This is a genomic window from Pseudomonas syringae, from assembly GCF_021606685.1.
Classification (GTDB): Bacteria; Pseudomonadota; Gammaproteobacteria; order Pseudomonadales; family Pseudomonadaceae; genus Aquipseudomonas; species Aquipseudomonas syringae_R.
This window is the reverse complement of record NZ_WKCB01000114.1, coordinates 1-14737: the sequence shown is the minus strand read 5'-3', so window position 1 is coordinate 14737 and position 14737 is coordinate 1. Positions and strand designations below refer to the sequence as shown.

Annotated in this window: 12 protein-coding genes; 9 read left to right on the top strand and 3 right to left on the bottom strand. The window is 61.8% G+C overall.

Annotated elements, in window-relative coordinates; all coding sequences use genetic code 11:
• Window positions 1-163: 163 nt before the first annotated feature.
• Window positions 164-1393 carry an acyl-CoA dehydrogenase gene (locus tag GIW02_RS25755; RefSeq protein ID WP_236419414.1) on the bottom strand — a complete coding sequence of 410 codons (1230 nt, stop codon included), beginning with the start codon at window positions 1391-1393 and terminating at the stop codon, window positions 164-166.
• A 164-nt stretch (window positions 1394-1557) separates the two neighbouring features.
• On the opposite strand from GIW02_RS25755, the gene GIW02_RS25750 reads away from it, so the two are divergent.
• From GIW02_RS25750 to GIW02_RS25740, 3 genes are all read left to right on the top strand, one after another.
• Window positions 1558-2499 carry a LysR family transcriptional regulator gene (locus GIW02_RS25750; RefSeq protein WP_236419413.1) on the top strand — a complete coding sequence of 314 codons (942 nt, stop codon included), beginning with the start codon at window positions 1558-1560 and terminating at the stop codon, window positions 2497-2499.
• Between the two features lie 107 nt (window positions 2500-2606).
• Window positions 2607-2999, top strand: coding sequence for a MerR family transcriptional regulator (locus tag GIW02_RS25745; RefSeq protein ID WP_236419412.1), 393 nt, complete (start codon window positions 2607-2609; stop codon window positions 2997-2999).
• A 15-nt stretch (window positions 3000-3014) separates the two neighbouring features.
• Window positions 3015-3914: a hydroxymethylglutaryl-CoA lyase gene (locus GIW02_RS25740; RefSeq protein WP_236419410.1), complete on the top strand. Its 900-nt coding sequence runs from the start codon at window positions 3015-3017 to the stop codon at window positions 3912-3914.
• A gap of 659 nt (window positions 3915-4573) precedes the next feature.
• Here GIW02_RS25740 and GIW02_RS25735 read toward each other — a convergent pair.
• The gene (locus GIW02_RS25735; RefSeq protein WP_236422174.1) at window positions 4574-6211 is read right to left on the bottom strand and encodes an AMP-binding protein; all 1638 of its coding nucleotides are present in this window, start codon (window positions 6209-6211) and stop codon (window positions 4574-4576) included.
• Window positions 6212-6362: 151 nt separating this feature from the next.
• Here GIW02_RS25735 and GIW02_RS25730 point away from each other — a divergent pair, with 151 nt between their 5' ends.
• The 4 genes from GIW02_RS25730 to GIW02_RS25715 are packed head-to-tail and all read left to right on the top strand — an operon-like array spanning window position 6363 to window position 11890.
• The gene (locus tag GIW02_RS25730) at window positions 6363-7526 is read left to right on the top strand and encodes an isovaleryl-CoA dehydrogenase (protein ID WP_236416459.1); all 1164 of its coding nucleotides are present in this window, start codon (window positions 6363-6365) and stop codon (window positions 7524-7526) included.
• Between the two features lie 12 nt (window positions 7527-7538).
• Window positions 7539-9146 (top strand): carboxyl transferase domain-containing protein, encoded by a 1608-nt coding sequence (locus tag GIW02_RS25725; RefSeq protein ID WP_236416462.1) that lies wholly within the window; start codon window positions 7539-7541, stop codon window positions 9144-9146.
• A 15-nt stretch (window positions 9147-9161) separates the two neighbouring features.
• Window positions 9162-9968 (top strand): gamma-carboxygeranoyl-CoA hydratase, encoded by an 807-nt coding sequence (locus GIW02_RS25720; RefSeq protein ID WP_236416478.1) that lies wholly within the window; start codon window positions 9162-9164, stop codon window positions 9966-9968.
• Window positions 9965-11890, top strand: a complete 1926-nt coding sequence (locus GIW02_RS25715; RefSeq protein WP_236416481.1) for an acetyl-CoA carboxylase biotin carboxylase subunit — start codon at window positions 9965-9967, stop codon at window positions 11888-11890. The genes GIW02_RS25720 and GIW02_RS25715 overlap by 4 nt, the downstream gene beginning before the upstream one ends.
• Here the strand turns inward: GIW02_RS25715 and GIW02_RS25710 are convergent.
• Window positions 11887-12522: a S24 family peptidase gene (locus GIW02_RS25710; protein WP_236416484.1), complete on the bottom strand. Its 636-nt coding sequence runs from the start codon at window positions 12520-12522 to the stop codon at window positions 11887-11889. The two genes, GIW02_RS25715 and GIW02_RS25710, sit on opposite strands and share 4 nt — an antisense overlap.
• A 129-nt stretch (window positions 12523-12651) precedes the next feature.
• On the opposite strand from GIW02_RS25710, the gene GIW02_RS25705 reads away from it, so the two are divergent.
• Both GIW02_RS25705 and GIW02_RS25700 read left to right on the top strand, forming a co-directional pair.
• A complete protein-coding gene (locus GIW02_RS25705; RefSeq protein WP_236416487.1) occupies window positions 12652-13002 on the top strand; it encodes a DUF6124 family protein in 351 nt (116 codons plus the stop codon).
• A 463-nt stretch (window positions 13003-13465) separates the two neighbouring features.
• Complete coding sequence (locus GIW02_RS25700; protein ID WP_236416490.1) at window positions 13466-14617, top strand: M14 family metallopeptidase; 1152 nt, start codon at window positions 13466-13468, stop codon at window positions 14615-14617.
• Window positions 14618-14737: the final 120 nt, after the last annotated feature.

Sequence of the window (14737 nt, the reverse complement as noted above, 5' to 3'; positions counted from 1 at the left end):
GTCCAGCACATTTTTCAGGCGCACCGCGGCGTTTGGTTTTGGGGCTGCTTCGCAGCCCAACGCGGGCAAGCCCGCTCGCCACACGAACCCGCTTGCCACACGAACCCGCTCGCCACATAGGCCCGCTCGCCACATCAAGAGAGGCGAGTCGGGCACCGGGAGCTTACTGCCCGCTGCGCATCAGCTCTTTAGGCACATACTTGCCGATCTCGAACTTGCCGATGGCCGCGCGGTGCACTTCGTCCGGGCCGTCGGCCAGGCGCAGGGTGCGCTGCATGGCGTACATGTAGGCCAACGGGAAGTCGTTGGAGACACCGGCGCCGCCATGGATCTGAATCGCGCGGTCAATCACCTTCAATGCCACGTTCGGGGCCACGACCTTGATCTGGGCGATTTCGCTTTTCGCCACTTTGTTACCCGCGGTGTCCATCATGTAGGCAGCCTTGAGTGTGAGCAGGCGCGCCATGTCGATTTCCATGCGTGAGTCGGCGATCTTGTCGATATTGCCGCCCAGTCGCGCCAATGGTTTGCCGAACGCGGTACGGCTGACGGCGCGTTTGCACATCAGTTCCAGCGCACGCTCGGCCATGCCGATGGAGCGCATGCAGTGGTGGATACGGCCTGGGCCAAGGCGACCCTGTGCAATCTCAAAACCGCGACCTTCACCGAGCAGTACGTTTTCATACGGCACCCGTACGTTGTCGAACAGCACCTCGGCGTGGCCGTGGGGGGCGTCGTCGTAGCCGAATACCGGCAGCGGGCGCACGATTTTTACACCGGGAGTGTCCACCGGCACCAGGATCATCGAATGCTGCTGGTGGCGCGGCGCGTCCGGGTTGCTCAAGCCCATGAAGATGAGGATCTTGCAGCGCGGGTCGCAAGCGCCGGAGGTCCACCACTTCTTGCCGTTGATCACCCATTGGTCGCCCTGGCGCTCGGCGCGGGCGGCCATGTTGGTGGCGTCCGAGGAGGCCACGTCAGGTTCAGTCATGGCAAACGCCGAGCGGATCTCGCCGCGCAGCAGCGGCTGCAACCAGCGCTCTTTTTGTTCTTCGTTGGCGTAGCGCACCAGCACTTCCATGTTGCCGGTGTCGGGGGCGGAGCAATTGAAGGGCTCGGGGCCCAGCAGCGAGCGGCCCATGATTTCGGCGAGTGGCGCGTATTCGAGGTTGGTCAGGCCAGCACCCAGCTCGGATTCAGGCAGGAACAGGTTCCACAGGCCCTCGGCCTTAGCCTTGGCTTTGAGTTCTTCCATGATGGCAGTGGGCTGCCAGCGGTCGCCTTCACTGACCTGGCGTTCGAACACCGGCTCGGCCGGGTAAACGTAAGCATCCATGAACGCAGTGACGCGTTCACGCAGTTCCTGAACCTTGGGCGAATAGGCGAAATCCATGAGCAGCTCCCTTCTTTGAGAGGTTGTTTAGGTCATGCAATCGATGCTAGAACAGCGTTGATAATTTACCTAGCCTATTCTCGGCGTGTATTAACATTCATCACCGATATATGATCGACGTATGAGCCCTTCACAAATCGCCACCTAACAATAAGAGCAAAGCAATGAATCTGAGCAAGGTCGACCTCAACCTCTTCATCGTCTTTGACGCGATCTACACCGAAGCCAACCTGACCCGTGCCGGGCAGATCGTCGGCATCACTCAGCCGGCCGTGTCCAACGCCCTGGCGCGCCTGCGGGAAACCTTCAACGACCCGCTGTTCGTGCGCACGGCCCAAGGCATGGTGCCCACGCCGATGGCGCAGAACATCATCGGCCCGGTGCGCAATGCGCTGTCGTTGCTGCGGGTGTCGGTGCAGGAAAGCCGCATCTTCAACCCGCAGCAGGCCGCCAAGACCTACCGCATCAGCATGACCGACCTCACCGAGGCGGTGATTCTGCCGCTGCTGTTCCAGCGCCTGCGCCGCCTGGCGCCGACCGTGGTGATCGAGAGTTTCCTGTCCAAACGTCGCGAAACCACCAAGGAACTGGCGGCCGGGCGCCTGGATTTCGCCGTGGACGCGCCGCTCAACACTGACCCGCAGGTGCGCCACGTCAAGCTGATGGAAGACCGTTACGTGTGCGCCATGCGCAAGGGCCACCCGATGGCCGGCAAGGACAAGCTGAGCCTGGATGATTACTTGTCGCTGACCCATATCCACATCTCCAGCCGCCGCAACGGCCTGGGCCATGTCGACCTGGCGCTGGGCAAGATGGGCATCCAGCGCAAGATCGCCCTGCGCTCCCAGCACTACCTGATGGCCTCGCAGGTGTTGCAGCAGACCGACATGGTGATGACCGTGCCCGAGCGCTTCGCCCGGCGCCACGAACTGCACTGGTTCAACCTGCCGGTCAACGATGTGCCACCGGTGGAAACCCACCTGTACTGGCACGAAAGCACCGACCAGGACCCGGCCAACCGCTGGATGCGCGAGCAGATGATCGAGTTGTGCCAGCAGGTCACCGCTCACGAAAAGAAACTGGACAAACAACAGACCCCAGGTTGAAGAGCCCCCTGTGGGAGGGGGCTTGCCCCCGATGGGCCGCGCAGCGGCCCTTGACGTTTACGTCAACCTGCCATTAGCTTAGCGCCAAGACCTTCCTGAGCGCCCCCATGAGCACGACCTACAGCATCTCCGACCTGGCCCGCGAGCTCGACATCACTACCCGCGCCATTCGCTTCTATGAAGAACAAGGCCTGCTGGCCCCCGAACGCCGGGGCCAGGAGCGCATCTACTCGGCGCGCGACAAGGTCAGCCTCAAGCTGATCCTGCGTGGCAAGCGCATCGGTTTTTCCCTGGCCGAATGCCGCGAACTCATCGAACTCTACGACCCCACCAGCGGCAATCACATCCAGCTCAACAGCATGCTGGCGAAGATCGCCGAGCGCCGCGCGCAGTTGGAACAGCAACTGCTGGATATCGAACAAATGAAGCTGGAACTGGACACTGCCGAAGAGCGCTGCACCCAGGCCCTGGCCACCACCCTGCGCCAAGCTGACCATTGATAGAAGGTAACTGCCATGTCTCTCCCCTCACACGTACGCCTGGTTGAAGTCGGACCGCGCGACGGTTTGCAGAACGAAGCCCACCCCATCAGCGTGGCCGACAAGGTGCAGTTGGTGGACGCGCTGAGCGCGGCGGGCTTGAGCTACATCGAAGTGGGCAGTTTTGTGTCGCCCAAATGGGTGCCGCAAATGGCGGGGTCCGCCGAGGTATTCGCGCAGATTCAACGCAAGCCCGGCGTGACCTACGCGGCCCTGGCGCCGAACCTGCGCGGTTTCGAAGACGCGCTGGCGGCAGGCGTGAAGGAAGTCGCGGTGTTTGCGGCGGCGTCGGAGGCGTTTTCGCAGCGCAATATCAACTGCTCGATCAGCCAAAGCCTGGAGCGTTTTGTGCCGATCATGGCGGCGGCGAAGCAACACGGGGTCAGCGTGCGCGGCTATGTGTCGTGTGTGCTCGGCTGCCCTTACGAAGGTGAGGTTGCGCCGGAGCAGGTGGCGGCGGTGGCGCGGGAGCTGTATGCCATGGGCTGCTATGAGGTGTCGCTGGGCGACACCATCGGCACCGGCACGGCGGGCGCCACGCGGCGGTTGTTCGACGTGGTCGGGACGCAGGTGCCACGGGACAAGCTGGCAGGGCACTTCCACGACACTTACGGCCAGGCCATCGCCAATATCTACGCCAGCCTGCTCGAAGGCATCAGTGTGTTCGACAGCTCTATCGCGGGCCTCGGCGGCTGCCCTTACGCCAAGGGCGCCAGCGGTAACGTCGCCACCGAAGATGTGGTGTACCTGCTCAACGGCTTGGGTATCGACACCGGTATCGATCTGGAGGCCTTGATTCGCGCCGGTCAGCACATCAGCCACGTGGTGGGCCGCCCCACAGGTTCGCGCGTAGCCAAGGCGCGTAACGCCGTTTGAGTAGCGCAGTTGTGAGAATGTGTTACCGCAGGCCTGAACATCGAGTAACACGGGAACATATTTTCCAGATTTGGCCGTAGGCCATTGCCCACGAAAAAACCAAGCCATTGATTTTAAAGGGATTTAAAAAGTTGGCACGGCTTCTGCTATCTCTATGGCATAACAAGAATAAAAAGCACCAAGCCTAATAAAAATAAGACGAAACGACTCTGACATAACAAGAACAACACGGCAGAGACGCAGCTAACAGATTTTTTTGGAGAAGATGTGCTTCGCAGGGTACGGCGTGCCGCAACCCGCAACCGGTTAGAGAAAAATAAAACTACCTCAGGTAGCTACCCACTGGTTGGATCGATAACGAAGAAGCAGATCAGCGCTCAAAAAAATACGTTTGCTCTTGACCCTGAATGGGGGTCGCCAAAAACAGCGGTAAAGGGTAACGGTTGCCAAAAACAACAACAGACCGCCCCTCAATAATAAAAAAGAGCACGCAACGACAAATTAAAGGGGACCCTCGGGTCCCCTTTGTGCTTTCTGCCGTTCAGAACGATCAAAATGTGGGAGGGGGCTTGCCCCCGATGCGGGTGTGTCAGTTGATAAATCTATAGCTGGCATGCCGCCATCGGGGGCAAGCCCCCTCCCACATGGTTTATGCCGTGTTACTGAGATTGCATTTGAATCTCTGCAATCGAGATTTCGCGCATGCGGAATTTCTGGATCTTGCCCGTCACCGTCATCGGAAACTCGTCGACGAACTTGAAGTGCTTGGGTGTCTTGAAATGCGCAATGCGGCCCTTGCACCAGGTTTGCAGTTCCAGCGCGTTGGCCACATGGCCGGGGTGGAACTTGACCCAGGCGACGATCTCTTCACCGTAACGCGCATCCGGAATGCCGATGATCTGCACATCAGCCACCGCCGGGTGGGTGAAGAAAAACTCCTCCAGCTCGCGCGGGTACACGTTCTCGCCACCACGGATGATCATGTCCTTGTTGCGCCCGGCGATGCACACGTAGCCGTGCTCATCCATGGTCGCCAGGTCGCCGGTGCGCATCCAGCCCGCGTCGTCGATGGCCTCACGGGTGCCTTGCGGGTTGTTCCAGTAGCCGAGCATCACGCTGTAGCCCCGCGTACACAGCTCCCCTATCTCACCGCGCGCGACGGTGTTGCCGTCGGCATCGATGATCTTGCTTTCCAGCTGCGGCTGCGTGCGGCCGACGGTGGTCACGCGGCGCTCCAGGTCGTCATTCGCCCCGGTCTGCAAGGACACCGGGCTGGTTTCGGTCATGCCGTAGGCTATCTGCACCTCGCTCATGTGCATCTCGCTGATGACTCGGCGCATCACCTCGATGGGGCACGTGGCGCCGGCCATGATGCCGGTGCGCAAGGTGGACAGGTCAAAGTCAGCAAGGCGCGGATGATCGAGCATGGCGATGAACATCGTGGGCACGCCATACAGCCCCGTGGCGCGTTCCTCGGCGACGATGGCGAGGGTCAGCAGCGGGTCGAAACTGTCATTGGGATAGATCATGGTGGTGCCATGGGTGATGCACCCCAGGTTGCCCATCACCATGCCAAAACAGTGGTAGAGCGGCACCGGGATCACCAGGCGGTCCTGCGCGGTCAAACCCAGGCTTTCGCCGACCATGTAACCGTTATTGAGGATGTTGTGGTGGCTGAGGGTGGCGCCCTTGGGGAAGCCCGTGGTGCCAGAGGTGTACTGAATGTTGACGGCTTGATCGAAGTGCAGGCTGGCCTGGCGGGCGTGAAGCTGTTCGCGCGGGACGCCGGCGCCCAGCGCGGCCAATTGCGCCCAGGGCATAAATCCCGTAGGCGGGTTGGGGTCGAGGCTGATGATGGCACGCAGATCGGGCTGCAGCTCCTGCAGCATGGCGTGGTAGTCAGAGGTCTTGAACGAACCGGCGCACACCAGCCACTGGCATCCGGACTGCTTGAGCACGTACTCCAGCTCACTGCTGCGGTATGCCGGGTTGATGTTGACCAGGATCACCCCGAGCTTGGCGCTGGCGATCTGGCTGATGCACCACTCGGCCCCGTTGGGCGCCCAGATCCCCAGGCGATCACCGGTTTGCATGCCAAGGGCCATGAAGGCGCGGGCGTGCACATCGACCGTCTCGGCCAGCTGGCGCCAGGTATAGCGGCGCTGCTGATGGCCAACCACCAGGGCTTCGCCCTCGGGGTACTGCGTAACGGTGTGATCGAAGGCCTGGCCAATGGTCATGGCCAGCAAGGCCTTGTCCTGAGTACCACGGCTGTAGCTCTGGTTCGGTTGATCCATAACGACCCCTGTTGTCTTTTTTGTAGGTTGACGTAAACGTAAACTACGATTGACAGCGTCGCAACGCAAGCTTACGTTAACGTAAAGGTGAGCGCCCTTCCCTGGCGCATCAACCACACAACAACAAAGCTCACATTTAAGGTGCCTGTCCATGAGTTACCCGTCCCTGAACTTCGCCCTCGGTGAAACCATCGACATGCTGCGCGACCAGGTGCAGTCCTTCGTGGCCAAAGAGATCGCGCCCCGCGCGGCACAGATCGACATCGATAACCTGTTCCCCGCCGACCTGTGGCGCAAGTTCGGTGACATGGGCCTGCTGGGCATCACGGTGGCGGAAGAATACGGCGGCGCTGGCCTCGGCTACCTGGCCCACGTGGTGACCATGGAAGAAATCAGCCGCGGCTCGGCCTCGGTCGCGTTGTCCTACGGCGCCCACTCCAACCTGTGCGTGAACCAGATCAACCGCAACGGCAACCACACGCAGAAGCTCAACTACCTGCCCAAACTGATCAGCGGCGAACACGTCGGCGCCCTCGCCATGAGCGAGCCGAATGCCGGCTCCGACGTGGTGTCGATGAAGCTGCGTGCGGACAAGCGCGGCGACCGCTATGTGCTCAACGGCAGCAAGACCTGGATCACCAACGGCCCCGACGCCAACACCTACGTGATCTACGCCAAGACCGACCTGGAAAAGGGCCCGCACGGCATCACCGCGTTCATCGTCGAGCGTGACTGGAAAGGTTTCAGCCGCAGCAACAAGTTCGACAAGCTGGGCATGCGCGGCTCCAACACCTGCGAACTGTTTTTCGATGACGTGGAAGTGCCCGAAGAAAACATCCTTGGCGCCCTCAACGGTGGCGTCAAAGTGCTGATGAGCGGCCTCGACTACGAACGCGTGGTGCTCTCCGGCGGCCCCACCGGGATCATGCAGGCGTGCATGGACCTGATCGTACCCTACATCCACGACCGCAAGCAGTTCGGCCAGAGCATCGGCGAGTTCCAGCTGATCCAGGGCAAAGTCGCCGACATGTACACCCAGCTCAACGCCAGCCGTGCCTACCTCTACGCGGTGGCCCAGGCTTGCGAGCGCGGCGAAACCACGCGCAAGGACGCCGCCGGGGTGATCCTCTACAGCGCCGAGCGCGCTACGCAAATGGCCCTGGATGCGATCCAGATCCTGGGCGGCAACGGCTATATCAATGAATTCCCCGCCGGCCGCCTGCTGCGTGACGCCAAGCTGTATGAAATTGGCGCCGGCACCAGTGAGATTCGGCGGATGCTGATCGGTCGCGAACTCTTCAACGAAACCCGCTGAAGGAGCGTGCCCATGGCCACCTTGCACACTCAACTCAACCCGCGCTCGGCGGAGTTCGCTGCCAACAGCGCGGCGATGCGCCAACAGGTCGACGCCCTGCACAGCCTGCTCGCCCACGTGCAGCAAGGCGGCGGCGCGCAAGCCCAGGAGCGCCATACTTCGCGCGGCAAACTGCTGCCCCGCGAGCGCATCAATCGCCTGCTCGATCCGGGCTCACCGTTCCTGGAACTCAGCCAATTGGCTGCGCATCAGGTGTATGGCGAGGACGTGCCCGCCGCCGGGGTGATCGCCGGGATTGGCCGGGTGGAAGGCGTGGAATGCATGATCGTCGCCAACGATGCCACCGTGAAAGGCGGCTCCTACTACCCGCTCACCGTGAAAAAACACCTGCGCGCGCAAACCATCGCCGAGCAGAACCGCCTGCCGTGCATCTACCTGGTGGACTCCGGCGGCGCCAATCTGCCACGTCAGGACGAAGTGTTCCCCGACCGCGAGCATTTCGGGCGGATCTTCTTCAACCAGGCCAACATGAGTGCCCAGGGCATCCCGCAGATCGCCGTGGTGATGGGCTCGTGCACCGCCGGTGGCGCCTACGTGCCGGCCATGGCCGACGAAGCGATCATGGTGCGCCAGCAAGCCACTATTTTCCTCGCCGGGCCGCCGCTGGTGAAGGCTGCCACCGGCGAGGTGGTGAGTGCCGAGGACCTCGGCGGGGCCGACGTGCATTGCAAGATTTCCGGCGTGGCCGACCACTATGCCGACAGCGACGAACACGCCCTGGCCCTGGCCCGACGCAGTGTCGCCAACCTCAACTGGCGCAAGCAAGGCGCGTTGCTGCAACGCACGCCGGTAGCGCCGCTGTTCAGCAGCGAAGAGCTTTACGGGGTAATTCCGGCGGATGCCAAGCAGCCGTTCGATGTGCGCGAAGTGATCGCGCGGCTGGTGGACGGCTCGGTGTTCGATGAGTTCAAGGCGCTGTTCGGCACCACCCTGGTGTGTGGGTTTGCGCACCTGCAGGGCTACCCGATTGCGATCCTGGCCAACAACGGGATTCTGTTCGCCGAAGCCGCGCAAAAAGGCGCGCACTTTATCGAACTCGCCTGCCAGCGCGGGATTCCCCTGCTGTTCCTGCAGAACATCACCGGGTTTATGGTCGGGCAAAAGTACGAGGCCGGCGGCATCGCCAAACATGGCGCCAAGCTGGTCACCGCCGTGGCCTGCGCCAAGGTGCCGAAATTCACCGTGATCATCGGTGGCAGCTTCGGCGCCGGCAACTACGGCATGTGCGGCCGCGCCTATGACCCGCGCTTTTTGTGGATGTGGCCCAACGCGCGCATCGGCGTGATGGGTGCCGAACAGGCCGCGGGCGTACTGGTGCAGGTCAAGCGCGAGCAGGCCGAACGCGCCGGCAATGCCTTCAGCGCCGCGCAAGAGGCCGCGATCAAACAGCCGATCCTCGACCAGTACGAAACCCAGGGGCACCCCTACTACTCCAGCGCGCGCCTGTGGGATGACGGGGTCATCGACCCAATGCAGACCCGCGACGTACTGGCCCTGGCCTTGTCCGCTGCGCTGAATGCCCCCATCGAGCCGAGCCGCTTCGGCGTGTTCCGCATGTAAATGGAGCTGTACCCCATGAGCGATTTCAACACCCTCGAACTGATCACCGACAGCCGTGGCTTTGCCACGCTGTGGCTCAGTCGTGAAGCCAAGAACAACGCGTTCAACGCCCAGATGATCCGCGAACTGATCATCGCCCTCGACCAGGTGCAAGGTGATCCCAGCCTGCGCTTTTTAGTCCTGCGCGGGCGCGGCAAACACTTCAGTGCTGGTGCCGACCTGGCCTGGATGCAGCAGTCGGCCGAGCTGGATTACCACACCAACCTGGACGACGCCCGCGAACTGGCGGAGCTGATGTACAACCTGGCCAAGCTGAAAATCCCGACCCTGGCCGTGGTGCAAGGTGCGGCCTATGGCGGCGCACTGGGCTTGATCAGTTGCTGCGACATGGCCATCGGCGCCGATGATGCACAGTTCTGCCTGTCGGAAGTTCGCATCGGCCTCGCGCCGGCCGTGATCAGCCCCTTCGTGGTGCAGGCCATCGGCGAGCGAGCGGCGAGGCGCTATGCCCTCACCGCCGAACGCTTTGGCGGCCAACGTGCGCGGGACATCGGCCTATTGGCAGAAAGCTATCCGGCGGATGAACTGGACCGCCACGTAGAGCAGTGGGTAAACAACCTGCTGCACAACAGCCCGGCGGCAATGCGCGCCAGCAAGGACCTGCTGCGCGAAGTGGGTAACGGGGCCCTCACCCCTGCCCTGCGCCGTTATTGCGAAAACGCCATCGCACGTATCCGCGTCAGCGCCGAAGGCCAGGAAGGCTTGCGCGCCTTTCTGCAAAAGCGCCCGCCCAGCTGGCAGCCACAGGAGCCGCGCGAATGAGCACATTGACTACCGTGCTGGTGGCCAACCGTGGCGAAATTGCCTGCCGGGTGATGCGCACCGCCAAGGCGATGGGGCTGACCACCGTGGCCGTGCACAGCGCCATCGACCGTGATGCGCGACATAGCCGTGAAGCCGACATCCGTGTCGACCTGGGCGGCAGCAAGGCCAGCGAAAGCTACCTGCAAATCGACAAACTGATCGCCGCCGCCCACGCCAGCGGCGCCCAGGCGATCCATCCGGGCTATGGGTTCCTGTCGGAAAACGCAGGCTTTGCCCGCGCAATTGAAGCGGCTGGCCTGATCTTCCTCGGCCCACCTGCCTCGGCCATCGACGCCATGGGCAGCAAATCGGCGGCCAAGGCGCTGATGGAAACCGCCGGAGTGCCGCTGGTGCCGGGCTATCACGGTGAAGCCCAGGATCTGGACACCTTCCGCGCCGCCTGTGAACGCATCGGCTACCCCGTGTTGCTCAAGGCCACAGCCGGTGGCGGTGGCAAGGGCATGAAGGTGGTCGAGCACGTCGACCAACTCGCCGAAGCCCTGGCCTCGGCCCAGCGTGAGGCGCTGTCCTCGTTCGGCAACAGCCAGATGCTGGTGGAGAAATACCTGCTCAAGCCACGCCATGTTGAGATCCAGGTGTTTGCCGACCAGCACGGGCACTGCTTATACCTCAACGAGCGGGACTGCTCGATCCAGCGCCGCCATCAGAAGGTCGTGGAAGAAGCCCCGGCACCCGGTTTGAGCGCCGAACAGCGCAAAGCCATGGGCGAAGCCGCCGTGCGTGCGGCCCAGGCTATCGGATATGTCGGCGCGGGCACCGTCGAATTTTTGCTGGATGCGCGCGGTGAATTCTTCTTTATGGAAATGAACACGCGGCTGCAAGTGGAACACCCGGTCACCGAGGCGATTACCGGCCTGGACCTGGTGGCCTGGCAAATTCGCGTAGCCCAGGGCGAGGCGCTGCCGATCACCCAAGCGCAGGTGCCGCTGATCGGCCATGCGATTGAAGTGCGCCTGTATGCCGAAGACCCGGCGAATGATTTCCTGCCTGCCACCGGGCACCTGACGCTCTACCGCGAATCCGCACCCGGCGCGGGCCGCCGCGTGGACAGCGGCGTCGAGCAAGGCGACAGCGTCTCGCCGTTCTATGACCCGATGCTGGGCAAGCTGATCGCCTGGGGGGAAGACCGAGAACAAGCGCGCTTGCGTTTGTTGAGCATGCTCGATGAGTTTGCGGTCGGCGGGCTCAAGACCAACCTGGGCTTTTTGCGGCGCATTATCGGGCATCCGGCATTTGCTGCGGCAGCGCTGGATACCGGGTTTATTCCGCGCTATCAGGATCAACTGCTACCGCCGCCCGGCGCATTGAGCGATGAGTTCTGGCAGGCCGCCGGCGCGGCCTTCATGCAGAGCTTGCCGGCGGGTGACGGGCCTTGGGCAGATAATCGCGGTTTTCGCGCGGGGCTGCCTGCCGAAGTTTCGCTGCACCTGAGCTGCAATGGGCAGGATCGGCTGGTCACACTGGCCCAACCGACGCCGCAACTGCAGGGCGAACAGTTGCTGATCGAACGCCAGGGTGTGCGTCGCACCCACCTGGCGGTACGCAGCCAAGGCACGCTGTTTCTGCGTTGGGACGGCGAGATGCAGGGCGTCAGCCTGTTCGATCCGATTGCCGCCGTGGAGGCCAACCAAGCGCACCAGGGCGGCCTGACGGCGCCGATGAATGGCAGCATCGTGCGCGTGCTGGTGGAGGTCGGCCAGGCCGTGGAAGCTGGCACTCAACTGGTGGTGCTGGAAGCGATGAAGATGGAACACAGCATCCGCGCACCGCACGCCGGGGTGGTCAAGGCGCTGTTCTGCCAGGAAGGCGAAATGGTTGCCGAAGGGTGCGCGCTGGTCGAACTCGAAACGGCGGATTAGAACTTCGCCGTGGCCTGCACCACCACGCCGAGGATGCGGCACGCGTCGGTGAACAGCAGCTTAGGGTAAGTGGGGTTGAGCGGCACCAGGTAGAGCTGGCCGCTCTCCTCCAACAGCTGGCGGAAGGTCGCCTGAGGGCGGTCCGCCCATTGCGCGACCACCAGCTTGCCCGGCGCGGCCGCAATGGCCGGGTCCACCAGGATCATCATGCCGGCGCTGATGCTCAGGCCGCTGGGGGCGGTCATTGCGTCGCCGGTCACGGGCAGCCAGAAGGCTTCGCCCTGGGCGTGGTAATCGGTCAGTTCAAAACGGGCTGCGCCATAGGTGGCACGCTCTTCACGCAGCTCGCAGGCACCCTGCCAGTCGCTGACGGGATAGCGGAAATACGGGTTGTAATGATTTTCCACCGCCGGTGCTACAGCTGCACGCTCGCGAATCTCCAGCGCCACTTCCAGATACCCCAGCCCCAGCTCCGACAGCACCCGGTTCATGTCCGCCAGGCTCGGCACCCGGCGTTTGTTGAGCCAATGGCCTACCCCGCCCTGGGACATGCCCAAGCGTTCGGCCAGTTGATCCTGCGTGACCTTGCGGTCTTTCATGTTGGCTTTGACCAACGCTATCCAGTTATCCATGGGGCCTGACAATACGGTGTGTAGTTTTCAGGACAATAAACAGTTTGTAGTAATCCATAAAGGGACATAAATACGATACGTACTATTATCAGACCCAAGGTTTTCCGCCCACCCCAGAGTACCGCCCTGATGACGACTAGCCCGCACCTTGCGCCAGCCCCTCCTGAAAACGACGACTTGCACAGCCTGCGCAGCAGCGGTGCAGCCCAGCGCGCGTTGGATTTTTACTTGAAAGAAAACCTGTCCGCGCCAGACCCGGACGGGGTGCTATTCGCCATCAGGCCTGGCATCAGTCAGGAAGAAGCCCTGGTGCACGCCTCAGACCTGCTGCGCAGTGCGGCGGCCACCGCCTATGAATCGGCAAGCAGCCATCAAGGCAACAACCGCGACCTGGCATTTTCAGTGGTGTATTTGATTGATATGGCAAAAGCGATGGTGGAGCGATCGTTGCGGGCGCCAGAGGCTCATGCCAATGCGTGACAGGCGCGACGCAAAAATATTTCTATCCGAGGGATAAAAACATTTGACTTGAAAATGAGAATGATTATTATTGGACCCAGCTGATCGCGAGATCAGTCGATAGACCAAGAGACCTTAGGTCGGACTCTTGGAATATCTCCTCATCAGGCTAATCACGGTTTTTGACCCGGCTCTTTGGCCGGGTCTTTTTTTTGCCAGTTTCCCTGGCATGGCTTCAGGCTAATGAAGACTGTGTGTTGCTCGATGGCGCGCATGGTAGCAAAAGACCATCGCCAAAAGAAAGCCAGTCGAGTGCTCTGGCTCACATCTCTGCGAAATAGCGCTTGAGAATCAATCTCATAGATTCTAAGCTGCCGCGGCGTCATGGACGACGCCCCCCGCCCCGCAACAATTTCACACCCAGCCTTTACCAGACTCCTGTGTAATATAGCCGCCACAACACTCATATTCAGGCAACCAGACTATGACCGTGGCCTTGACCTCTATCAAGATCAGCACCGACTTCGACAGTGGCAATATCCAAGTGCTCGACGCCAGTGATGCCTACCAGTTACTGCTGGCCATCAACCCCGATACGCGCAGCCAACATTTCCAGTGGTTCCACTTCAAGGCCCAAGGCATGCACGTGGGGCACACCCACACCTTCCGCCTGAGCAATGCGGGCAAGTCTTCCTACAAGCACGCCTGGAGCGGCTACAACGCCGTGGCCTCCTATGACCATATCAACTGGTTTCGTGTACCCACCCGTTTTGATGGCGAGACGCTGCACATCAGCCTGGAAACCCGCGAGAAGCACGCCTGGTTTGCGTACTTCGAACCCTACAGCCGCGAGCGCCACGACTGGTTGATCGACCAGGCCCTGCACCGCGCCGGTACCCAGCTGCTGGCCACCGGTAAAAGTGTCGAAGGCCGGGCTATCCAGTTACTGCGCCGAGGCAAAGGCGGCGAAGGCCGCCGCAAGGTCTGGATCATCGCCCAGCAACACCCCGGCGAGCACATGGCCGAATGGTTTATGGAAGGCATCATCGAACGCCTGCAACAGGATGGCGACGCCGAGCTGAAAAAACTGCTGGCCGTTGCCGACCTGTACCTGGTGCCCAACATGAACCCGGACGGCGCCTTCCATGGCCACCTGCGCACCAACGCCATGGGCCAGGACCTCAACCGCGCCTGGCAGAGCGCCAGCCAGGAGATCAGCCCCGAAGTGCTGTTCGTGCAGCAGCAAATGGAAAAATACGGCGTCGACTTGTTCCTCGATATCCATGGCGACGAAGAAATCCCCTACGTATTCGCCGCCGCCTGTGAAGGCAACCCTGGCTACACCCCGCGTATCGAAGCGCTGGAAAAACACTTCCGCAGCCATTTGAGCGCACTGACCCGCGACTTCCAGACCACCCACGGCTACACCCGCGACCTGCCGGGCGAAGCGAATATGACCTTGGCCTGCAATGCCGTCGGTGAGAAATACGACTGCCTGTCCCTGACCCTGGAGATGCCGTTCAAGGACAACGACGACGCGCCCAACCCGAAAACCGGTTGGTCGGGTGAACGCTCGAAACAGCTAGGCAAAGACGTACTGAGCACCGTCGCCGATATCGTCGACGCCCTGCGCTAACGCCTGCTGTTGTGAGCACGCTTTTTGTGGCGAGCACGCTTGTTGTGGCGAGCGGGCTTGCCCGCGTTGGGCCGCGAAGCGGCCCCATGACAGGCGCTACCTCACGACCTGACATACCCG